General features: G+C 72.9%; 17 protein-coding genes. 10 read left to right on the top strand and 7 right to left on the bottom strand.

Going from position 1 to position 22,053, the window contains the following annotated elements; all coding sequences use genetic code 11:
- Window positions 1–66 precede the first annotated feature (66 nt).
- Entirely contained in the window at window positions 67–831 is a 765-nt protein-coding gene (locus N5875_RS28005) for an adenosylcobinamide-GDP ribazoletransferase (protein ID WP_318211316.1), read from the top strand.
- Between the two features lie 21 nt (window positions 832–852).
- On the opposite strand, the gene N5875_RS28000 is transcribed toward N5875_RS28005, so the two are convergent.
- Genes N5875_RS28000 through N5875_RS27985 form a run of 4 tightly spaced genes read right to left on the bottom strand, consistent with a single transcriptional unit; the run spans window position 853 to window position 7,015 of the window.
- A complete protein-coding gene (locus tag N5875_RS28000) occupies window positions 853–1,470 on the bottom strand; it encodes a spherulation-specific family 4 protein (RefSeq protein ID WP_338496914.1) in 618 nt (205 codons plus the stop codon).
- A 12-nt stretch (window positions 1,471–1,482) separates the two neighbouring features.
- Complete coding sequence (locus N5875_RS27995; protein WP_338496911.1) at window positions 1,483–3,324, bottom strand: hypothetical protein; 1,842 nt, start codon at window positions 3,322–3,324, stop codon at window positions 1,483–1,485.
- Complete coding sequence (pelF, locus tag N5875_RS27990) at window positions 3,321–4,880, bottom strand: GT4 family glycosyltransferase PelF (RefSeq protein ID WP_318211319.1); 1,560 nt, start codon at window positions 4,878–4,880, stop codon at window positions 3,321–3,323. The genes N5875_RS27995 and pelF overlap by 4 nt, the downstream gene beginning before the upstream one ends.
- Before the next feature lie 26 nt (window positions 4,881–4,906).
- The gene (locus N5875_RS27985; RefSeq protein ID WP_338496909.1) at window positions 4,907–7,015 is read right to left on the bottom strand and encodes a hypothetical protein; all 2,109 of its coding nucleotides are present in this window, start codon (window positions 7,013–7,015) and stop codon (window positions 4,907–4,909) included.
- Between the two features lie 315 nt (window positions 7,016–7,330).
- Between N5875_RS27985 and N5875_RS27980 the strand changes: the two genes are divergently transcribed.
- The 6 genes from N5875_RS27980 to N5875_RS27955 all read left to right on the top strand — a co-directional run bounded on the left by N5875_RS27980 (window position 7,331) and on the right by N5875_RS27955 (window position 17,137).
- The gene (locus N5875_RS27980; RefSeq protein ID WP_318211321.1) at window positions 7,331–8,839 is read left to right on the top strand and encodes a leucyl aminopeptidase; all 1,509 of its coding nucleotides are present in this window, start codon (window positions 7,331–7,333) and stop codon (window positions 8,837–8,839) included.
- Between the two features lie 279 nt (window positions 8,840–9,118).
- Complete coding sequence (lpdA, locus tag N5875_RS27975; protein WP_318211322.1) at window positions 9,119–10,507, top strand: dihydrolipoyl dehydrogenase; 1,389 nt, start codon at window positions 9,119–9,121, stop codon at window positions 10,505–10,507.
- Between the two features lie 62 nt (window positions 10,508–10,569).
- Window positions 10,570–12,345, top strand: a complete 1,776-nt coding sequence (sucB, locus tag N5875_RS27970; RefSeq protein WP_338496907.1) for a 2-oxoglutarate dehydrogenase, E2 component, dihydrolipoamide succinyltransferase — start codon at window positions 10,570–10,572, stop codon at window positions 12,343–12,345.
- A 131-nt stretch (window positions 12,346–12,476) separates the two neighbouring features.
- The gene (locus N5875_RS27965; RefSeq protein WP_030314321.1) at window positions 12,477–13,100 is read left to right on the top strand and encodes a GntR family transcriptional regulator; all 624 of its coding nucleotides are present in this window, start codon (window positions 12,477–12,479) and stop codon (window positions 13,098–13,100) included.
- A gap of 327 nt (window positions 13,101–13,427) precedes the next feature.
- Entirely contained in the window at window positions 13,428–16,133 is a 2,706-nt protein-coding gene (aceE, locus tag N5875_RS27960) for a pyruvate dehydrogenase (acetyl-transferring), homodimeric type (protein ID WP_338496904.1), read from the top strand.
- A gap of 41 nt (window positions 16,134–16,174) precedes the next feature.
- Window positions 16,175–17,137 (top strand): WYL domain-containing protein, encoded by a 963-nt coding sequence (locus tag N5875_RS27955; RefSeq protein WP_338496902.1) that lies wholly within the window; start codon window positions 16,175–16,177, stop codon window positions 17,135–17,137.
- Here N5875_RS27955 and N5875_RS27950 read toward each other — a convergent pair.
- Window positions 17,128–18,066: an SDR family oxidoreductase gene (locus N5875_RS27950; RefSeq protein WP_318211326.1), complete on the bottom strand. Its 939-nt coding sequence runs from the start codon at window positions 18,064–18,066 to the stop codon at window positions 17,128–17,130. The two genes, N5875_RS27955 and N5875_RS27950, sit on opposite strands and share 10 nt — an antisense overlap.
- A gap of 99 nt (window positions 18,067–18,165) precedes the next feature.
- On the opposite strand from N5875_RS27950, the gene N5875_RS27945 reads away from it, so the two are divergent.
- Window positions 18,166–18,687 carry a DUF4240 domain-containing protein gene (locus N5875_RS27945; RefSeq protein WP_318211443.1) on the top strand — a complete coding sequence of 174 codons (522 nt, stop codon included), beginning with the start codon at window positions 18,166–18,168 and terminating at the stop codon, window positions 18,685–18,687.
- Between the two features lie 29 nt (window positions 18,688–18,716).
- On the opposite strand, the gene N5875_RS27940 is transcribed toward N5875_RS27945, so the two are convergent.
- A complete protein-coding gene (locus N5875_RS27940; RefSeq protein ID WP_318211327.1) occupies window positions 18,717–19,511 on the bottom strand; it encodes an SDR family oxidoreductase in 795 nt (264 codons plus the stop codon).
- 152 nt (window positions 19,512–19,663) lie between these two features.
- Here N5875_RS27940 and N5875_RS27935 point away from each other — a divergent pair, with 152 nt between their 5' ends.
- On the top strand, window positions 19,664–20,509 hold the full coding sequence (locus N5875_RS27935) for a TetR family transcriptional regulator (protein ID WP_318211328.1): 846 nt from the start codon (window positions 19,664–19,666) through the stop codon (window positions 20,507–20,509).
- Here the strand turns inward: N5875_RS27935 and N5875_RS27930 are convergent.
- Window positions 20,481–20,984: a GNAT family N-acetyltransferase gene (locus N5875_RS27930; RefSeq protein ID WP_318211329.1), complete on the bottom strand. Its 504-nt coding sequence runs from the start codon at window positions 20,982–20,984 to the stop codon at window positions 20,481–20,483. The genes N5875_RS27935 and N5875_RS27930 overlap by 29 nt on opposite strands.
- Before the next feature lie 38 nt (window positions 20,985–21,022).
- On the opposite strand from N5875_RS27930, the gene N5875_RS27925 reads away from it, so the two are divergent.
- On the top strand, window positions 21,023–21,943 hold the full coding sequence (locus tag N5875_RS27925; RefSeq protein ID WP_338496899.1) for a TIGR01777 family oxidoreductase: 921 nt from the start codon (window positions 21,023–21,025) through the stop codon (window positions 21,941–21,943).
- Window positions 21,944–22,053: the final 110 nt, after the last annotated feature.

The following is a 22,053-nucleotide window of genomic DNA, read 5'->3' as shown; positions in this document are numbered from 1 at the left end:
CCACCCCGTTCCGATTTGCGCGATATGCGCAATCTACCGTCCGGAGGCGGCGATTACCCTGCCCCGATGGACGGCCTGCGTTTCGCCTTCGGCACCCTCACCGTGTTCCCCACCCGCATCACCCGTTGGGACCGGGACACGGCGCGCACCGGCATGCTCTGCGCCCCGCTGGCCGGTCTGGTCGTCGGACTCTTCGCCGCCGGGCTGGGCGGCGCGTTCCTCGCGCTCGGCTCGGGCCCGCTGCTCGCCGCCGTCGTCTCCACCGCCGTGCCCGCCGTCCTCACCCGCGGCCTCCACCTCGACGGCCTCGCCGACACCGCCGACGGGCTCGGCAGCGCCAAGCCCGCCGAGGACGCGCTGCGCATCATGAAGCAGTCGGACGTCGGCCCGTTCGGCGTCATCGTGCTGCTCCTCGTCCTGTTCGCCCAGGTCGCCGCGCTCTTCGAGCTGTACGGGGAGAGCTGGGCGCACGGCGCGGTCGGCGCCGTCCTCGCCGCGACCGTCGCCCGCCTCGCCCTCACCCACGCCTCCCGCCACGGCGTCCCCGCGGCCCGCCCCGAGGGCCTCGGCGCGATCGTCGCCGCGACCGTCCCGGTCCGGTCCGCGACGCTCTCGACGGCGGTCGTCCTGGTCCTCCTCGCGGCGACGGGCCTGCTGTTCTCCCCGTACGACGCGGTCCACTACGTCCTGGCGGCGGGCGCGGCGCTGGGGGCGGCGGCGGCGCTGCTGCGCCGGTGCGTACGGCGGTTCGGCGGGGTGACGGGGGACGTGTTCGGAGCGGTGGAGGAGACGGCGGCGACGACGGCGCTGGTGGCGCTCGCCCTGGGGTGAACGTCCCGTGCCCCCGCAGGCTCAGCGGGCCGGCTCCGGGAGGTGCGGGAGGGTGCCCCAGGGGTGCGCGCCCGTGCCGGGGACGGCACAGTGCACCGGGGTGACCGGGCGGACGCCGGGCGGAGCCGCGTACACGAGGTGGCAGTAGTGGGGGGCGACCGGCAGGTCCAGCGTCCGGTACGTGTCCCAGGGGCCCTCGAAGGTGACGAGGAGGTCCGCGAACTCCTCGTACCCCGGGTCCGGATGGGCGCCGTGGTTGAGCACCAGGGTCACGGCCCCCGCCGCCCGGGCCGCGACCGCGACCCTGCGGTAGTGGGCGAGGGCGGTGGGCGCGGTGGAGACCTGGTCGAGGAAGGCGCCGTCCGTGCCGTACCAGTCGCGGTGACGGAGCAGATCGGTGACGACCTCGGCGTGCGGGCGGCGCCCGTAGTCCGTGTCCACGTAGCCGAGGAGCCGGACCCCGGCCGCCCGTAGCCGGTCGGCGGCGTCGGCGAACGCCGGGTCGGGGGCGTCGCCCGCGCCGCTCGCCGGGTTGACGACTACGCCGTACAGGGACGGCGCCGCCTCGACGAGGGCCGACCAGGCCTCGGGCCGGTCGGCCGGGTGCTCGTAGAACGGCACCAGGAGGAAACGATTCACGGGCCCGGTCCCCTAGACGCGGTGGGCGGTCGGTCGTACCAGCAGGACGCAGGTGAGGACGGCGAGCACGGCCGCCGCTCCCCCGGCCGCCGCCGGGCCCGCCGCGGGTTCCAGCGTCTGCGCCGCCGCCGCGAGCAGACAGACGGCGGCCGCGCTGAGCACCGCCCCGAAGGCCTGGAGCAGCAGCCCCAGCCAGAGCACGGTCCCGATCAGGAGCAGCGTGACGAGGCGCGGGAGCGTCGGCCAGGGCGCCCCGGGCCAGGCCAGGGTCACGGCGACGGTGAGCGCGACGAGGACGCCGAGGTAGCCGCCGAGACAGAGCACGAGGGTGCCGGTGACCGCGCGGCGGAACTCGCGTGCGGTGCCCAGGGTCCGCAGCCGGGTGAGGCTCTCGCCCCGGAAGCGGTGCAGCAGCCACTCGGCGGGCCCCATGGAGAGCGTCAGCGCCACGACGGCCCCCGCGCCGCTCACCAGGGTGTCGCCGATGCCCGCCTGGAGCACGAGCAGACCGCTGCCGAGGCCGAAGAGGCCGTACGGGAGGGAGGCCGCGCGCGGGGGTCCGCCGCGTCCCGCCGCGCCCGGCCGGGCACCCGGCCGGAGGACGAGCCCGGCGAAGGTGACGCTCGCGGTGAGCGCGGTGAGGAGGAGGCCGGCGCGCAGCAGGTCGGGCAGGTCCCAGCGGAAGGCGGGGACGGCTCCGGCGAGCGGCATCAGGGCGCAGAGCAGGGCCCGTTCGCGGCCGAGGACGAGAGGCACGGTCGCGGCGGCGAGGTAGACCGCCTGCCCGGCGGCGAACAGGGCCGCCGGTGTCTCGCCGGGCGCGGCCGCCGCGAGGGCGACGACCGTACCGGCGAGGGCGCCCGCCGGGGCCCCGAGGAGCAGGGCGCGGACGGCGGCGGGCCGGTCGCCGAGGCCCAGCCAGGTGTACGCGCGGTGGGCGAGGGCCTGGTTCCAGACCCAGCCGGTGACGGCGCCCGCGAGCAGCGGAACCGTTCCGCCCGGGAGCCCGAACCGGCCCTGCTCCACGGCGAGCAGCGGCGCGGCGAGGACGTACGCGAGGCCGGGCAGCGCGAAGACGAGCCCGCGCAGGAGACAGCCCGCGAGCCCGGTGTGCCAGGCGCCGCCGGGCGGCACCTCCGGGGCGGGGTGGCGCCGCTCCACGCGCGCGTAGAGGTCCTCGGCGAGCTCGAAGGAGTCGGCGCGGCCGTAGGTGAGCCGGATGTGGTCGTCGGTCATGCCGTCGGACTCGAGGACGGCGGCGATCTCGTCGGGGTGCACGGCGACGGCGACGAACCCCCCGAGCCGCTCGGCGAGCTCGTCGAGCGGATCACCGGCGAGTTCGCCTCCGGCGGGGTGCGGGGAGCCTCCGGCGGGGTACGGGGAGCCTCCGGCGGGGTACGGGGAGCCTCCGGCGGCGTACGGGCGGATGCCGTGTGCGGCGGCCGGGCCGGGGGTGACCGGCGTGCCGACGGCGGTGGCGGGGCCGGGGGCGGCCGCTGTGCCGGGAGCGGCCACCACGCCCGAGGCAGCTACCACGCCCGAGGCGGCCACCCCGCCGGGAGCAGCCACCACGCCAGGGGCGGGCACCACCCCAGGCGCGGCCACCGCGGCAGTGGCCGTCGCCGGCCAGGCCGCCGTCGTCGGCACACCGGCCGCCGCCGTCCCCGGCCCGGTGGCCTCGGCCGTGATGCCGGAGGCCGGTCCGGTGGCCGGGGGCGCTGTGACGGGGGCCGGGGGCGCCGTGTCGGGGGGCTGGTTCCCCGGGCGGGTCGGGGTGTGTTCCCGGCGCGGGCGGGGGATCGCCGGGAGTGGGGTTTCGGTGGTCGGGGGTTTCAGCCACAGGGAGCCGCTCATGCCGGGGTGCCTCCCGCTACCAGGGTCGGGGTGATGCGGCGCGGGGCCGGGAGTCGGGCCGGCCAGGGCTTCGGCCGGACCTGGGGACGCGCCTCGGGGCGTACCCGGTCGCCCGCCAGTTCGCGGTAGATCTGGCGGAAGCCGTCCACCGAGCGGTGCAGGGTGAACCGGTCGATGACCCGCTGCCGGGCCCGTCGGCCGAGTTCGGCGCGACGGGCCCCGTCGCTGAGGAGGGCGGTGACGGCGGCGGCCATCACGGCCGGTTCGCGGGGCGGGACGACGATCCCGGTGTCGCCGACGGCCTCCCGTACCCCTCCGACGTCGGTGGAGACGGTGGCGCGGCCGCAGGACATGGCCTCGATGAGGGAGAACGGGAAGCCCTCGCTGATGGAGGAGAGCATCACGACGCTGCCGGCCGCGTACGCGCTGGGCACGTCGGAGATCCGGCCCTCGAAGGTGATCCCGTCGGTGACGCCGAGTTCGGCGGCGAGCTTCTCCAGGCGGGTGAGGTAGTCCTCGTTCCCGGCGGGGACCGGGCCGAACAACCGGAGCCGCAGCGCGGGAAGTTCGGCGCGGCAGATGGCGTACGCCCTGATCAGGGTTTCGAGGTCCTTGATGGGGTCGACGCGGCCGCACCAGCTGAGCGTGGGGGTCTCGGGCTCGGGGCCGGCCTCGGGGAAGAGGGCCGGGTCGACGCCGTTGTAGACGGTGCGGATGCGGTCGGCGGGGGCGCCGCCGCGCTCCTCCCAGCGCCGGTTGTACTGGTTGCAGGGGGTGATGAGGTCGGCCTTGCGGTAGCCGAGGGTGTTGAGCTCACGGTAGAAGCCGAGCATGAGGGCCTTGACGGGCCAGCGTTGTGCCTCGGTGCGGTAGCCGAGATAGCGCTCGCGGAGGTAGATGCCGTGTTCGGTGAGCAGGAAGGGCACCCCTTCGAAGTGCTGTGCGGCGAGCGCCGGGAGGGTGGCGAGGCCGCTGGAGACGGCGTGGGCGACGCCGTCGGTGGATATCCGGGCGGCCAGCGGCCGCAGGGCGTGTTCGAGCAGGTCGGTGGCGGTGAGGGCGTCGTGGACGGTGGGCCGGGCCGCGAGCGTCGGCAGATGCGGCATGGTCCAGATCCACATCAGGGAGCGCAGGGCCGGCTCCGAGCGCAGGGCGGCGGTGAGCCGTCCCTGCCGGGCCAGTTCGGCGAGTTCGTACAGGCTGGTGCCGAAGTCGTAGCCCGCCTCCGGGTCGAGGAGGGCGAGCAGCAGGCGCTCGTAGGTGTCGAGGAAGCGGCGGCGCTCACGCCCCCGCAGGGGCCGGCGCGCTCCGGCGAACAGGCCGGGCGCGGTCGGACCCTGCGGGAGTCCCCAGAGGGCGTAGGCGGTGTGCCGGGTGACGTTGGACGGCAGCTCCCAGGTGACGGGTTCGCGGCCGCTGCCGGTGAGGGCGAGGATCTCGAAGTCGACCTCGGGCATGCCGCGGACGAGCTGGTCGCACCAGGTGCTGACGCCGCCGTGGACATGCGGGTAGGTGCCTTCGGTGAGCATGGTGACATGACGGCCACTGCTCGGCATGTGCGGTTCCCCCCAGAACGTGCTGGTCAGGCGGTCGGGAGCGTGAGTGTGACGCTGGTCTGGAGCGGTTCGGGCGCGGTCCAGGCGGAGCGGGTCCCGGCGTACGGCGCCCCGAAGGCGGCGGTGCCGAGGAGGAGGCGCTTGCGGGTGCCCTCGGGGGCGGTGACGGGCACGGTGACGCCGGCGGGGGCCTTGACGGTGACGGCGGTGCCGATGCGGTAGGCGGTGACCTTTCCGGCGGCGAGGGCCTGGTCCCAGGCCGCGCGGCGGGTCAGTTCGGTGCCGACGTCCCGCTGGGCCGGGTTCACCAGGGGCGCGCTGGGTGCGAACAGGCCCCGGTAGTCGGCGAGTACCCGGTCGAGGACGGGGTAGAGCAGGCGCTCCTCGGCGAGGTTCGACTGGTGCACGTAGTGCGGCCGGGGGTCGTTGCCGAGGACGTGGGAGAGGGCGATACGGGCTTCCTGCGGCACGATGTGGTCGGCGTAGCCGGTGGCCGTGGGGAGCGGGGCGGGCAGGCAGGTGGAGGCCGGGTTGGACTCGCAGATGCCGCTGCCGCCGTCGGCGCGGGAGGTGTAGACCCAGTTGTACTCGTCGGTCATCTCGGCGGCGGTGCCCACGTTGTAGTACACGTTCATGGGGTGGCGGGGCACGGTCTTCGCGGCGCCGGAGGCGGTGCCGAGCGCCCGTTGCTGCGGTTCGCGGGAGTTGTCGCTGGCCGTCCACTTGACGCCGTTGTCGGCGAGGGCGCCGGCCAGGTTCGGGTTGTCGACGGGCTGCTGGGGCAGGGTCTTGAGGCCGGAGTGCTCTCCGGTGACGAGTTCGGAGCGGTCGACGGAGATGCCCTTGCGGACGGCCCAGTTGTGGTTGTCGCGGATCTGGGCGGACAGCTCGGCGCGGCTGACCCAGAGGGTCTTGCCCGAGGCGTCCTTGGCGCACTGCCAGGGGACGACGGCGTTGTCCTGGACGCAGCCGAGGAAGGGATGGGTGTACGTGTGGTTGATCCACCGGTACTGGGCGCGGTCGGCGACGAGCCGGTCGGTGAGCGGGTCGGTGCCGCCGTGTTCGGCCTTCCACTGCTCGCCCTGGCCGCCGTTGTAGACCATGTCGAGGGTGAAGCCGGAGGACTTCTGCCAGGCGGCGGCGTACTGGGCGTCGGCGACCGTCATCCGGATCGGGTCGGCGCCCTCTCCGTCGTCGCCGACGCAGTCGAAGTCGCCGGGGGTGCAGTCGAGTCCGGTGTCCCAGCGGGCGTCGGGGGCGAAGACGTCGTCGACGTGCACGGAGAGGTAGTTGCGGCTCTGGCCGAGGTGGACGCCCTGGGTGAGCCATTCGACGATGCCGCGGGCGAGGGCCCGGAACTGCCGCTGGTACTGGTTGTAGGCGAAGGTGACGACCAGTTCGCGGCGCCCGTCGGCGGTGTACTCGCCGACGAGGCTGGCCCGGCCACCCCCGTCGACGGGCACGTCGACGTAGCTGGTGAAGCCGGCCCGGGGGCGGCCCGCGTAGCCGTAGCTCTCGGCGATCGAGGGGTCGTTGTCCTCGAAGGTGAGCGCCCCGGCCAGGTACCGGAAGGGGCCCGCCTTCCCTGCGGCGGTGATGCCGGCGGTGGTGCCGTCGAGGACGCCGGACCAGCCGCCCTCGTTCGTGTAGTCGAGGCCGACGCCGGGGTGCGACCACGTGTAGGCGTCGACCTGTGGGACGCCGAAGGTCCGCTCGTACGCCTGGAGGGCGGTGTGCTCGGCCGAGTCGGGGCCGAACGCGGTCTCGTGGGGCAGGACCACGCCCTGGTACTTGGCGCGGGGGCGGCCGTCGAGCGTGTCGCTGAGGAAGGCGGTGTCGAGGACCGGCCGGTTCGGGTCGTTCAGGTCGATCCTGCGGTACGGGACGCCGGCGCCCTTCAGTTCGGCGGTGATCGCACCGACCGCGCTGCCGCCGTCGTCGACGACGAGGACGGTGAGGTCGACCCGGGGCACGGGGGCCGCTACGGCCTGCGCGGACGGGACGACGGTGGCGAGCAGCGCGGCGGCGGCGAGTGCCGCGACGCGGGCGGTACGCGGAGCCGTACGGGGCGCGGTGCGGGCGCCGCCACGGGTGCGGGGCGCGCTTCTGGGCGTACGGATTCGGCCGGAGTCCATCAGGTGGTGTCCCCCCTCGGCAGGTCCCCGCGCACCGGGGGCCGGGGCGGCGAACCTGTGGAGATGATGCAGATGGTGCGAAGACGAGTGGGTCGTCCTTGCGTGACTGAGGCGAGTGTGAACGAGCACTCCGAGCCAGAACGGTAAACATGAAAGAGACACCACGGATGAGTGAATCGGCGCCGCCGTGAGCGAACCCGTTGAGCGAGCGTAGGCTCGTTCTCGGCGCTCTCCGGGCCGAAATACGATGCGGCGGGCACGGTCGGCCCATCCCTCGACCGCCACAGAACTCAATGGAAGCGAGATTTCACCACCGTGACTGCTCTCACTCTCAGCACTGCCGGCGCGGCGACGCTCCGCGCCGACGCCCTCGTCATCGGCGTCGCGAAGTCCGGGAAGACGCTCGTCGTCGCCCCGGGCGCCGAGGCCGTCGACAAGGCCTTCGACGGCCGGCTCGCCGCCGTCCTGGAGACGCTGGGCGCCTCGGGTGCCGAGGGTGAGGCGACCAAGCTGCCCGCCCCGGCCGGCCTCAAGGCCCCCGTCGTCCTGGCCGTCGGTCTGGGCTCCGCCCCCGAGGACGGCGCGTCCTACGGCGCGGAGACCCTCCGCCGGGCCGCCGGTGTCGCCGCCCGCACCCTGAACGGCTCGAAGAAGGCCGCGTTCGCGCTGCCGATCGACGCCGCCGAGGACGCCGCCGCCATCGCGGAGGGCGCCCTGCTCGGCGCGTACGCCTTCACGCAGTACCAGGAGAACGGCAAGGACGCGAAGAAGCCGCTGGGCGAGGTCGCCCTGCTCGGCGCCAAGCCGCGCGACAAGGCCCACAAGGCCGCCGCCGAGCGTGCCCTGGCCGTCGCCGAGGAGATCAACCGCGCCCGCGACCTGATCAACATGCCGCCGAACGACCTGACCCCGGCCGCCTTCGCCGCCGCCGCCCAGGCCGCCGGCAAGGAGCACGGCCTCAAGGTCCAGGTCCTCGACGAGAAGGCGCTCGCCAAGGGCGGCTTCGGCGGCATCCTCGGTGTCGGCGTCGGCTCGCAGAACCCGCCGCGCCTGGTCCGCATCGGCTACACCCACCCGAAGGCGGAGAAGACCCTCGCCCTGGTCGGCAAGGGCATCACCTACGACTCGGGCGGCATCTCCCTGAAGCCGGCCGGCCACAACGAGACGATGAAGTGCGACATGAGCGGCGCGGCCGCCGTGTTCTCGTCCGTCGTCGCCGCGGCCCGCCTCGGCCTGGAGGTCAACGTCACGGGCTGGCTCGCCCTCGCCGAGAACATGCCGTCCGGCTCCGCCACCCGCCCGGGTGACGTGCTGCGCATGTACAGCGGCAAGACCGTCGAGGTCCTGAACACCGACGCCGAGGGCCGGCTCGTCCTCGCCGACGCGCTGACCCGGGCCTCCGAGGAGCACCCGGACGCGATCGTCGACGTGGCGACCCTGACCGGCGCGATGGTCCTGGCGCTCGGCAACCGCACCTTCGGCATCATGGCCAACGACGACGACTACCGCTCCGCGATCCACGAGATCGCGGAGGAGGTCGGCGAGGCGTCCTGGCCGATGCCGCTCCCCGCGGACCTGCGCAAGGGCATGGACTCCCCCACCGCCGACATCGCCAACATGGGTGAGCGGATGGGCGGCGGCCTGGTCGCCGGTCTCTTCCTCCAGGAGTTCGTGGGCGAGGGCATCACCTGGGCCCACCTGGACATCGCGGGCCCGGCCTTCCACGAGGGCGCCCCGTACGGCTACACCCCCAAGGGCGGCACCGGCTCCTCGGTCCGCACCCTGGTGAAGCTGGCCGAGCGCACGGCGGCCGGCGAGCTCTGAGCGGGCACGTGACGGCGACGGCCCCGGGCTGCGTGCCCGGGGCCGTCGCTGTTCGCCCGCGACGAAATCCGTAGGTTCGTACGCGCTGGTCCACCCGCCGTACGGACGATCGGCCGTCTCAGAGCACGGCCCCGCGTCCCGCCATCCGTCAACAAGTGCGAAGATGGGTTCTCGGCAGGACAGGGCCCCCACCACAGGGCCGAAAATAAGCGGCCGAACACCAGCCGCCGCCTGGTCATCGAGGACCGGCGACGAGCGCACATGCATGGAGGACGTGACGTGGCGAACGACGCCAGCACCGTTTTCGACCTAGTGATCCTCGGCGGCGGTAGCGGCGGTTACGCCGCGGCGCTGCGCGGAGCGCAGCTGGGCCTGGACGTCGCACTGATCGAGAAGAACAAGCTCGGCGGCACCTGCCTGCACAACGGCTGCATCCCGACGAAGGCCCTGCTCCACGCCGGCGAGGTCGCCGACCAGACCCGCGAGGCGGAGCAGTTCGGTGTCAGGGCCTCTTTCGAGGGCATCGACATCAAGGCCGTGCACAAGTACAAGGACGACGTGATCTCGGGCCTGTACAAGGGTCTGCAGGGTCTCGTCGCCTCCCGCAAGGTGACCTACATCGAGGGCACCGGCCACCTGTCCTCCCCGACCTCCGTCGACGTCGACGGTCGTCGCGTCGAGGGCCGTCACGTCCTCCTGGCCACCGGTTCCGTGCCGAAGTCCCTCCCCGGGCTGGAGATCGACGGCAACCGGATCATCACCTCGGACCACGCGCTGACCCTGGACCGGGTCCCGGAGTCCGCGATCATCCTCGGCGGCGGTGTCATCGGCGTCGAGTTCGCCTCGGCGTGGAAGTCCTTCGGCACCGACGTCACGGTGATCGAGGGCATGAAGCACCTCGTCCCGGTCGAGGACGAGAACAGCTCGAAGCTTCTTGAGCGCGCGTTCCGCAAGCGCGGCATCAAGTTCAACCTCGGCACCTTCTTCCAGTCCGCCGAGTACACCGACAACGGCGTCAAGGTCACGCTGGCCGACGGCAAGACCTTCGAGGCCGAGGTGCTGCTGGTCGCCATCGGCCGCGGCCCGGTCTCCGCCGGTCTCGGTTACGAGGAGCAGGGCGTCGCGATGGACCGCGGCTACGTCCTGGTCGACGAGTACATGCGCACCAACGTGCCGACGGTCTCGGCCGTGGGCGACCTCGTCCCGACGCTCCAGCTCGCGCACGTCGGCTTCGCCGAGGGCATCCTCGTCGCGGAGCGCCTGGCCGGCCTGAAGGCCGTCCCGATCGACTACGACGGCGTGCCCCGGGTGACGTACTGCCACCCCGAGGTCGCCTCCGTCGGCATCACCGAGGCCAAGGCCAAGGAGATCTACGGCGCGGACAAGGTCGTCGCCCTGAAGTACAACCTGGCGGGCAACGGCAAGAGCAAGATCCTCAAGACCGCGGGCGAGATCAAGCTCGTCCAGGTCAAGGACGGTGCCGTGGTCGGCGTCCACATGGTCGGTGACCGCATGGGCGAGCAGGTCGGCGAAGCGCAGCTGATCTACAACTGGGAGGCGCTGCCGGCCGAGGTCGCGCAGCTCATCCACGCCCACCCGACGCAGAACGAGGCGCTCGGCGAGGCCCACCTGGCCCTGGCCGGCAAGCCTCTGCACTCCCACGACTGACGCTCACGTCATCACAGGGCGCGACGACCACTTCCCGCAATTCGTTAGGAGCAACTGAAACCATGTCGGTTTCCGTAACCCTGCCGGCGCTCGGCGAGAGCGTCACCGAGGGCACCGTCACCCGCTGGCTCAAGGCCGAGGGTGAGCGTGTCGAGGCCGACGAGCCGCTGCTCGAGGTCTCGACCGACAAGGTCGACACCGAGATCCCCGCCCCCGCCTCGGGCATCCTGGCCTCCATCAAGGTCGCCGAGGACGAGACGGTCGAGGTCGGCGCCGAGCTGGCCATCATCGACGACGGCACGGGCGCCCCCGCTGCGGCTCCGGCCGCCGAGGCCGCCCCGGCTCCGGCCGCCGAGCCCGCCGCGGCCGCTCCGGCGCCGGTCGCCGAGGCCCCGGCCGCTCCGGCCCCCGCGGCCGAGGCTCCGGCCGCCGCCGCACCTTCTCCCGCAGGGGTCGGCGCCACCGGCACCGACGTCGTGCTGCCCGCACTCGGCGAGTCCGTCACCGAGGGCACCGTCACCCGCTGGCTGAAGTCGGTCGGCGAGACCGTCGAGGCCGACGAGCCGCTGCTCGAGGTCTCCACGGACAAGGTCGACACCGAGATCCCCGCCCCGGCCTCCGGCGTTCTCCTGGAGATCGTCGTCGCCGAGGACGAGACCGCCGAGGTCGGCGCCAAGCTCGCCGTCATCGGTGCCGCGGGTGCGGCTCCGGCCGCCGCTCCGGCTCCGGCCGCCCCGGCCCCGGCCGCCGCTCCGGCTCCCGCCGCCGCTGCTCCGGCCCCGGCCGCTCCGGCTCCGGCCCCCGCTCCGGCCGCCCCGGCCGCGGCTCCGGCCCCGGTCGCCCAGGCCCCGTCGATCGCCCCGGCGGTCGTCACCCCGGTTCCGGCGACCCCCGCGGCCGCCCCCGCCGAGGACGGCGCGTACGTGACCCCGCTGGTCCGCAAGCTCGCCACCGAGAACGGTGTCGACCTGGCGGCCGTCAAGGGTTCGGGCGTCGGCGGTCGTATCCGCAAGCAGGACGTCCTCGCGGCCGCCGAGGCCAAGAAGGCCGCCGCCGCTGCCCCCGCCGCCGCTGCTCCGGCCGCCGCCAAGGCTCCGGCGCTCGAGGTCTCCCCGCTGCGCGGTCAGACCGTCAAGATGACCCGCATGCGCAAGGTCATCGGCGACAACATGATGAAGGCGCTGCACGGCCAGGCCCAGCTGACCTCGGTCGTCGAGGTCGACATCACCAAGCTGATGAAGCTGCGCGCCCGTGCCAAGGACGCCTTCGCCGCCCGTGAGGGCGTCAAGCTGTCCCCGATGCCGTTCTTCGTGAAGGCGGCGGCCCAGGCGCTGAAGGCCCACCCGGTCATCAACGCCCGGATCAACGAGGACGAGGGCACGATCACCTACTTCGACGCCGAGAACATCGGTATCGCGGTGGACTCCGAGAAGGGTCTGATGACCCCGGTCATCAAGGGTGCGGGCGACCTCAACATCGCCGGCATCTCGAAGAAGACCGCGGAGCTGGCCGGCGCCGTGCGCGCCAGCAAGATCACCCCGGACGACCTGGCCGGTGCGACCTTCACCATCTCCAACACCGGTTCGCGCGGCGCGCTGTTCGACACGATCATCGTGCCCCCGAACCAGGTCGCCATCCTGGGCATCGGCGCCACCGTGCGCCGTCCGGTCGTCATCAACCACCCGGACCTGGGTGAGACGATCGCGATCCGCGACATGACGTACGTCGCGCTGTCCTACGACCACCGTCTGGTGGACGGCGCCGACGCCGCCCGCTACCTGACCTCGGTCAAGGCGATCCTCGAGGCCGGCGAGTTCGAGAACGACCTCGGCCTGTAGGACGTACGCCGAAAGGCATACGCCGAGGCAACGTAACGAGCCTCACCTGCGGCGCCCCCGTCCGGAAGTGTTTCCGGACGGGGGCGCCGCCGTATTGTCTTTAGAGTCAACACTCCCCGAGGAGCCGCTTCATGACCGTCCCCGTCGTCCACTCGCTGCGCGAGCAGATCCGCGAGCACATCGTGGAGGGGATCGTCAGCGGCCGCTGGAAGCCGGGCGAGCGGATCGTGGAGCGCCGGATCGCGACCGAGCTCGAGGTCAGCCAGACGCCCGTGCGCGAGGCGCTGCGCGAGCTGGAGTCGCTGCGGCTGATCGAGTCGGCGCCGAACAAGGGCGTCCGGGTGCGCAATCTGACCGCCGCCGACCTGGAGGAGAGCTATCCCGTACGCGCCGGTCTGGAGCAGATCGCGGCCGAGCTGGCGGCCGGGCGGCTCGCGGCGGACTGCTCGGCCCTGGAGCCGCACGTGGCGGCCCTGTACGAGGCGGACGCGACCTCCGACGGCACGGCCCAGGTGCGGCACACGGTGGCCTTCCACCGGGAGCTGGTGAAGGCGGCGGGGAACGCCGTCCTGCTGCACACCTGGGAGACGCTCGGCATCGAGGTCTTCACGGCCCTGTCGATCCGCTGGCTGGGCACGGTCCAGAAGTCGTACGCGGAGGAGCACCAGGAGCTGGTGGAGGCCTTCCGGCGGGGCGATCCGAACATCGGCGCGCTGGTGAAGGCACACGTTCTGGGCTGCGCGCCGCGCGCCTGACCCCCTCTTTCGGCACGGACAGTTCACGGACAGTGAGCGGGCCCACCCTCCGGCGGGCCCGCTCCTTCATGCCCGCTCATTCGTGCGCGCACCCCCTCAGAAAGCGGCTCCTCCCCGCCCTCACCTGCGAAAACAAGGCACCGGGTGCCCCGTTTCGCGGCACCCTGTGCCGACTTTCTCGATCTGAAGAGGTTTTCCCCTTCAACCCTTTGATCGATCATCGATCGCCGGTTTACAGTCTTCGGCGGGCCGCTACCCGGCCCTTCGCCCTGTCCTGCCAGACAAGGCACCCCATCTCCACCCCCACCTGTCCGGAAGGCGGCGATCATGACCGATCCCGTAGGCAAGATTCCGAGCGAGCTCGACCAGCTCCCGGACCGTGACACCGAGGAGACCGCCGAGTGGGCGGCCTCCCTGGACGCCGTCACCAAGGCCGCCGGCCCCCACCGGGCCGCCTACCTGATGCGCCGTACGCTCCAGCACGCCGAGGGCGCGGGCCTGGCCCTGCCCAAGCTGCTGGAGACGGACTACGTCAACACCATCCCGACCTCCGCCGAGCCGACGGGCGCCGCCTTCGACGGCGACGAGGCCATGGAGCGCCGGATCACCGCCTGGAACCGCTGGAACGCGGCCGCGATGGTCACCCGCGGCTCGAAGTACGGCGTCGGCGGTCACATCGCCACGTTCGCGTCGGCCGCCTGGCTGTACGAGACCGGCTTCAACCACTTCTTCAAGGGCAAGGAAGCCGACGGTTCCGGCGACCAGCTCTACATCCAGGGTCACGCCGCCCCGGGCATCTACGCCCGCGCGTTCCTGGACGGGCGCCTGAACGAGGCCCACCTCGACAACTTCCGGCAGGAGTCCGGCGGCAACGGTCTGCCCTCCTACCCGCACCCGCGCCGCCTGCCCTGGCTGTGGGAGTTCCCGACCGTCTCCATGGGTCTGGGCCCGCTCTCCGCGATCTACCAGGCGCGCTTCAACCGCTACCTGACCAACCGCGCCATCAAGGACGTCTCCGCCTCGCACGTGTGGGCGTTCCTCGGTGACGGCGAGATGGACGAGCCCGAGTCGACCGCTGCCCTCGCCCTGGCCGCCCGCGAGGGTCTGGACAACCTGACCTTCGTCATCAACTGCAACCTGCAGCGCCTCGACGGCCCGGTCCGCGCCAACTTCAAGATCGTGCAGGAGCTGGAGGCCCAGTTCCGCGGCGCCGGCTGGAACGTCGTGAAGTCGCTGTGGGGCAACGCCTGGGACGAGCTGTTCGCGCTCGACACCACCGGCGCCCTCGTCCGCCGCCTCCGTGAGGTGCCGGACGCGCAGGTCCAGACGTACCAGACCCGCGACGCCGCCTACATCCGCCAGGACTTCTTCGGCAAGGACCCGGCGCTCGTCGCGATGGCGCAGCTGCTGAGCGACGACAAGATCCTGGAGTGCTTCCACCTCTCGCGCGGTGGCCACGAGCCGCGCAAGGTGTACGCCGCGTACAAGGCCGCCGTCGAGTTCAAGGGCGCGCCGACGGTCATCCTCGCGCAGACCGTCAAGGGCTTCACCCTCGGTGAGGGCTTCGCGTCGAAGAACGCGAACCACCAGATGAAGAAGCTCACGAACGACGAGTTCAAGAACATGCGTGACCTTCTTGAACTGCCCATCTCGGACGCGCAGTTCGCCGACGGCCAGGTGCCGTACGGCCACCCCGGCGCCGACTCCCCCGAGGTCCGCTACCTCCAGGAGCGCCGCGCGGCGCTCGGCGGTCCGGCCCCGGCCCGTCGTACCCACGCGATCGCCCCGCTGCCGGCCCCGGCCGAGAAGGCCTTCACCGCCTTCGACAAGGGCTCCGGCGCGCAGTCGATGGCGACCACGATGGCCTTCGTCCGCCTGGTCAAGGACCTCATCCGTGACAAGGAGACCGGCAAGCGCTGGGTCCCGATCGTCCCGGACGAGGCCCGTACCTTCGGTATGGAGTCGCTGTTCCCGTCGCTCGGCATCTACTCGCCGAAGGGCCAGACGTACGAGCCGGTCGACCGCGACCAGCTGATGTACTACAAGGAGGCCGTCAACGGCCAGATCCTCAACGAGGGGATCACCGAGGCCGGTTCGATGGCCGACTTCATCGCCGCTTCCACCGCGTACTCCACGCACGGCGAGGCGATGATCCCGTTCTACATCTTCTACTCGATGTTCGGCTGGCAGCGGACCGCCGACCAGATGTGGCAGCTCGGCGACCAGCTCGGCCGCGGCTTCCTCGTCGGTGCCACCGCGGGCCGTACGACCCTGACGGGTGAGGGTCTGCAGCACGCCGACGGCCACTCGCCGGTGATCGCGGCCACCAACCCGGCGGCGCTGACGTACGACCCGGCGTTCGCCTACGAGGTCGCGGCCATCGTCAAGGAGGGTCTGCGCCGGATGTACGGCGAGGCCGCCGAGGGCGAGGACCAGAACGTCTTCTACTACCTCACCGTCTACAACGAGCCGATGCCGCAGCCCGCCAAGCCGGCCGGCATCGACGAGGGCATCGTCAAGGGCCTCTACCGCTTCAACACGGCGGAGTCCGCGGGCCTCGACCTCCCCGCGAACGCCTCGCGCATCCAGCTCCTCTCCTCCGGTACGGCCATCCACTGGGCCCTGGAGGCGCAGAAGCTGCTCGCCGCCGAGTGGGGCGTGGGCGCCGACGTGTGGTCCGCGACCTCCTGGACGGAGCTGCGGCGCGACGCCCTGGAGGCGGACGCGGCGCTGCTGCGCGGCGAGGAGCAGGTGCCGTACATCCGCAAGGCGCTGGAAGGCATCGAGTCCCCGGTCCTCGCGGTCTCCGACTACATGCGTCAGGTCCCGGACCAGATCGCGCAGTGGGTCGAGCAGGACTGGTCCTCGCTGGGCGCCGATGGCTTCGGCCTCTCGGACACCCGTGACGCGGCCCGCCGCCACTTCGGTGTCGACGCCCAGTCGATCGTCGTCGCGGCCCTCGCGCAGCTCGCCCGCCGCGGCGAGGTCCCCGCCTCGGCCGTGAAGGAGGCGCGCGAGCGCTACGGCCTGTAGGCCCTTGCCCGGTTGTCGGTGCGGGCGCGCATGATGGGTTCATGCGCGCCGCCCGGCTGATCAAGATGGTCCTCCTGCTCCAGTCCCGTCCTTCGATGACGGCGGCCGAACTCGCCGCCGAGCTCGAGGTGTCGGAGCGCACCATCACCCGCGATGCCCTCGCCCTCTCGGAGGCGGGGGTTCCGGTGTATGCGGACCGGGGCAGGGCCGGTGGGTACCGGCTCGTCGGCGGCTACCGCACGCGGCTCACGGGCCTGGCGCGCGGCGAGGCCGAGGCGCTGTTCCTGTCCGGACTGCCCGGCGCGCTGCGGGACATGGGTCTGGAGGACGCGGCGTCGGCGGCCCGGCTGAAGGTCTCCGCGGCGCTGCTGCCCTCGCTGCGGGACGCCCCGGACTCGGTGGCGCAGCGCTTTCTGCTCGACGCGCCGGGCTGGTACCAGGAGCCGGAGACCCCGGAGATGCTGCCGCCGATCGCGCGGGCGGTCTGGGACGACCGGATGGTCTCGGCCCGCTACCGGCGCGGTGACCGTGAGGTGGACCGCGAGCTCGCCCCGTACGGCCTCGTCCTGAAGGCGGGCGTCTGGTACCTGTGCGCGCGGTCCGGTACGGCGTTCCGCACCTACCGGGTGGACCGCTTCGCGGCCGTCGCACTCTCCGCGGAGCGCTTCGTACGGGACGAGGAGTTCGCCCTGCCGGAGTTCTGGGCCGCGCGCGCGGCGGAGTTCGCCCGGTCGATCCTGCGCGCCGAGGTCGTCGTACGGCTCTCGGAGGCGGGGGCCCGGAGACTGCCGTACGTGACGGACCGCGCGGCCGCCGAGGAGGCGCTCGCGGCGGGGACGCGGGACCCGGACGGCCGGGTGACGGCGACGCTCCCGGTGGAGAGCGAGGAGGTCGCCTTCTCCCAGCTGCTCGCGCTCGGCGCGGAGGCCGAGGTGCTGGCCCCGGCCTCCCTGCGGGCCCGCTTCGAGGAGGCGGCCCGCGCGCTCGCCGGGCTCTACCGGTAGTCGGTCACGTCCGGCTTTCCCGTCTCGCCGGCGAGGATGAAGCCCCAGGCGTCCGGCCGCGAGCCGTCCGCGTCCGTGAAGCCGTACTCCCCCGCCAGCTGTCCGCTCGACAGCGACTGCCCGTTCCAGCGGTGCCGGTCGGGGTCGGCGGCGAGAGCGGCGACCGCCCGCCCCACGTACACCGGTGACTCGGCGATCGCGAAGTCCGGGATCTTCGCGACGGCGTCGCGCCAGTTCTCCTCGGTGACGCCGAACCCGGCGAGCATCTGCTCGGACCTGAGCCAGCCGGGGGTGACGGAGACCGCCGTGCCGCCGTACTCCTCCAGTTCCTTGCCGAGGCCGAAGGCCATCCGGATCGGGGCGTTCTTGGCGAGGTCGTAGAAGAGGTTCTCGCGGAAGCGGGTGCCGTTGTACTCGGACGTGCCGTCGGTGATCTCGACGACGAGGCCGCCCCTGTTCCGGATGAGCAGCGGGATCGCGGTGTGGGAGGTGATGGCGTGCGTCCGTACCCCGAGCTCCAGCATCCGCAGGCCGCCGGTGAGGTCGTTCTCCCAGGTCTTCTTGCCGAAGGCGAGGAGGTGCTCGCCGCCCCACACGTCGTTCACGAGGACGTCGAGCCGCCCGTGCTCCCGGTCGATCCGGTCGACCAGTGCCTTCACCTGCTCGACCTCCAGGTGGTCGGTGGGGACGGCGATGCCCTCGCCTCCGGCGGCCGTCACCAGTTCGGCGGTCTCCTCGATGGTCTCGGTGGACCGGCCGACCTCGCTGAGCTTCTCGCGGGTGGTCCGCCCGGTGACGTACACCGTCGCTCCGGCCGCGCCGAGCTGGACGGCGATGCCCCGTCCGGCGCCCCGGGTCGCCCCGGCGACCAGGCAGATCCGTCCGCGCAGGCTGTTCGTCTGGTTCGTCCCGTTCTTCTCCGTCGTCATGCGCATCAGACTCGCAGGAAAGTACGACATCTTCTGTCTGGATTCATTTCGGGTTTTCCGGGTGCGTCGCACCCCCCGAACCACGATGCTGGTCCCGTGATGGACGAGACGGAGTTCTGGGAGATCATCGATGCCAGCCGCGAGGACGCCGAGGGCGACCCCGAGGAACAGGCCGACCTGCTCGTGGAACGGCTGACCCGGCTGGACCCCGACTCCGTGCTCGACTACGCACGCCATTTCGAGGCCCGCTACAACCGCGCGTACCTCTGGGATCTGTGGGGCGCGGCGGCGGTGCTCTTCGACGGGGCCGGCGACGAGACCTTCGACTCGTTCCGCTGCTGGCTCATCGGCCAGGGCCGTGAGGTGTACGAGGGCGCGGTGCACGATCCCGACGCGCTCGCGGAACTGCTCGGCGACTTCGACCTGGAGATCGACGGGGACGGCGAGGAGATCGGTTTCGCGGCGGACGAGGCGTACGAGCAGCTGACCGGCGCCGAGACCCCGGACCTGGGCATTCCGATGCCGGGCGGGGAGCCGCTGGGAGCCCCGTTCGACCTGGAGGACGACAAGGTCCTCGCGGCCCGCTTCCCCCGGCTCTGGGAGCGCTTCGGGACGACGTAGCGCGCGATCCCGGGGGAAGGGCGCGCTCGTCAGAAGTGCGTGCCGCCGTCGATGCGGACCTCGGTGCCGGTGATGAACTTCCCGTCCTCGGACGCCAGCATCGCGACGACGCCCGCGACGGTCTCGGGGCCCGCGAAACCCTGCCCGAGGGCGGGGGCGAGCTTCGCGAAGAGGGACCAGTCGGCGTCCTCGGGGAGGCCGGGGCCGACGCTCTGGCGGCTGGCGCCGGTGCCGTCGGTCATTCCGGAGGAGATGGAGCCGGGCTGGACGGCGGTGAAGCGGATGCCCTGCTTGGCGTACTCGGCGGCGAGCGCGTGGGTCATGGACTGGATGCCGCCCTTGCTGGCCGCGTAGGCCGCCATGTAGGGGTGCGCGAACATCGCGGAGGTGGAGGAGAAGTTCACGACGGCGGAGCCGTTGCCCTCCAGAAGCGCGGGGACCGCCTCGCGGATCATCAGGAACGTGCCCGTGAGGTTGATCCGTATCACCTGCTCGAAGGAGTCGAGGCTCGTCTCGTGGGTGTGCGAGGAACGCAGGATGCCGGCGGCGTTGACCAGGACGTCCAGGCCGCCGAGCGCCTCGACGGCGGCGGCGACGCCGGCGCGCACGGAGGCCTCGTCGGCGACGTTCAGGACGACGGTGGTCAGGCGGTCTGCGGCGTCGCCGGCCTTGGCGACGGTGTCCTTGAGGCCTTCCTCGCTGATGTCGGCGGCGACGACCCGGCCGCCCTCGGCGAGCACGCGCAGGACGGTGGCCTGGCCGATGCCGGAGCCGCCGCCGGTGATGAGGGCACGGCGTCCTTCGTAACGGGTCAGCTGGTTCATGGCGGCAACCTCTCGATGTCGAGCTTCCGGGAATCCTGCTTCCGGGACGTCTGCGGTTCCCGGGGAATGTCGCCACCGTACGCCCAAGTGGCACGTTTTGCCATAGCTGCACGAAATGCACCGAGGGCGGTCGCGGGCGTACGCTTCGTACGGTGAGCACCAAGCCCGAGGGCGCCACGCCCCCCACCCGGACGCTGACGGAGCGCCGCAAGGCCGCCACCCAGCTGGACATCGCGCGCGCCGCCGCCGAGCTCTTCACCGAGCACGGCCCCGACGGCACCACGGCCGAGGACATCGCCCTGCGGGCCGGGGTCGCGCTGCGCACCTTCTACCGGTACTTCCGCTCCAAGCAGGACGCCGTGGCCCCGCTCCTCGCGGGCGGCGGCGACCGCTGGCGCGAACTCCTCGCGGCGACGGCGACGGCGACGGCGGCGAGCTCCGCGACGGCCGGGGGCGCCGTGAGGGCCGCGGACGCCGTGACAGCCGGGGGCGCCGTGAGGGCCGGGGGCGCCGTGACAGCCGGGGGCGCCGTGAGGGCCGGGGGCGCCGTGACGGCCGGGGGCGCCGCAGATGCCACCGCGGAACCGGGCGCGGGGCTGCCCGAGGCCCTGGAACGCTCGATCGCCGCCTCGCTGACGCCCATGGACGCGGCGGCCGAGGAAGGGCTGCGCTGGACGCGCGGACTGCTGCGCGCGGCCGCCGAGGACCCGGCGCTGCGGGCCGTCTGGTACCGGGTCAACCAGGAGTCGGAGGAGCGGCTGCGCGAGGTCGTCGCCGGGCTCGCGGGGGCGGGCGCGGACCCGCTGGAGGTACGGCTCGCGGCGGCGGCTGCCACGGACGCGATCAGGATCGCGCTGGAGAGCTGGGCGGAGACGGACGCGCCGGCACGGGGCGAGGGCGCTCCGGCGGAGCTCGCGGTCCGGTGCCTGCGCGAACTGATGGGCGGGATGCGGCTGCTGAACCCGGAGGTCAGCCGAGGGTCAGCGACCGGCCCATGAGGACGTCGTCCACGTACTCCCCGGCCAGGAACATCTCCCCCGGCAGCACGCCCTCCACCGCGAAGCCCTCGGAGGCGTAGAGCGCGCGGGCCGGGGCGTTGTGGCCGAGCACCCGCAGCGTCATCCGGACGGCGCCGTCCGCCCGCGCCTTGTCCATCGCGGCCCGCAGCAGTGCCCGCGCCACGCCGTGCCCCCGCGCGGACTCGGCGACCGCGAGGCCCTGGATCTGCCGGACGTGGGCGGTGGCGGCGAGCCGGGTCGGCGGCACCGCCCGGATGTAGCCGACGATCACGCCCTCGCGCACGGCGACGAGGTAGTCCCCGGGCAGGTGGCGCTCGTCGAAGAAGGGCTCGTACGGCGGGACCGGGGCGGGCAGCACCGCGTGCAGGGGCGACCAGGTGACCCGGTCGAGCTCCGCGAGGGCGGCGTCGTCCTCTCGTTCGGCGGTACGTATCAGCGTCTGCGGCACGATCATGGCCACCACTGTGCCACGCGTCCGCGCGAGAGGGCAGGATGGCACCCATGCAGCGTTCCGCCACTCGCAAGCGTGTCGCCGTCACCGGCGCCTCCGGGCTCATCGGCTCCGCCCTCGTCCGCTCCCTGCGCGCCGACGGCCATGACGTCCTCCGGCTCGTCCGCCGCCCCGCTCTGACCGCCGACGAGGTCGAGTGGGACCCGAAGCGGCTGTACGTGGACGCCGCCGGGCTCGTCGGCGTGGACTCCGTCGTGCACCTGGCGGGCGCCGGGGTCGGCGAACGCCGCTGGAACGAGGCGTACAAGCAGGAGATCCGCGACAGCCGCGTCCTCGGCACGACGGCGATCTCCCAGGCCCTCGCCTCCCTCGCGGAGCCGCCGGAGAGCCTGGTGTGCGGCACGGCGCTCGGCTGGTACGGCGACACCGGCAGCCGCGCGGTCGACGAGAGTGCCCCGGCGGGTACGGGCTTCCTGCCCGAGGTCTGCGTGGAGTGGGAGGCCGCCGCGGCCCCCGCCGAGGAGGCCGGCATCCGGGTCACCTACGCCCGTACGGGCCTGGTGGTGGGGCGCGAGGGCGGGGCGTGGGGACGGCTCTTCCCGGTGTTCCGGGCCGGGCTCGGCGGGCGGATGGGCGACGGCCGCCAGTACTGGTCGTTCATCTCCCTCCACGACGAGGTGGCCGCCCTGCGCCATCTGATCGACACCCCGGCGCTCTCGGGCCCGGTGAACCTGACCGCCCCCGAACCGGTCACCAACCGCGAGGTGACGGCGGCGATGGGCCGGGTGCTGCGCCGGCCGACCCTCTTCATGGTGCCCGCGCCCGCGCTGCGGGTGGTCCTCGGGGACTTCGCGCAGGACGTGCTGGGGAGTCAGCGGGTGCTGCCGGGACGGCTGTTGGAGACCGGATTCGACTTCGCGTTCCCGACGATCGACGACTCGATCAGGGCGGCCGCGCGCTGACCTCCGCGCCCGCTCCCCCTCCCTCACTCCCCCTCCGTGCTCCCCCGTGCCGCACGCACCCCGGTGCGCGCTGCTGGCACCCGCGGGAGCGCTGCCTAGGCTCGACGAGA

Source organism: Streptomyces sp. SJL17-4 (genome assembly GCF_036826855.1).
Taxonomy (GTDB): Bacteria; Actinomycetota; Actinomycetes; order Streptomycetales; family Streptomycetaceae; genus Streptomyces.
This window is presented reverse-complemented; position numbering and strand designations above follow the sequence as displayed.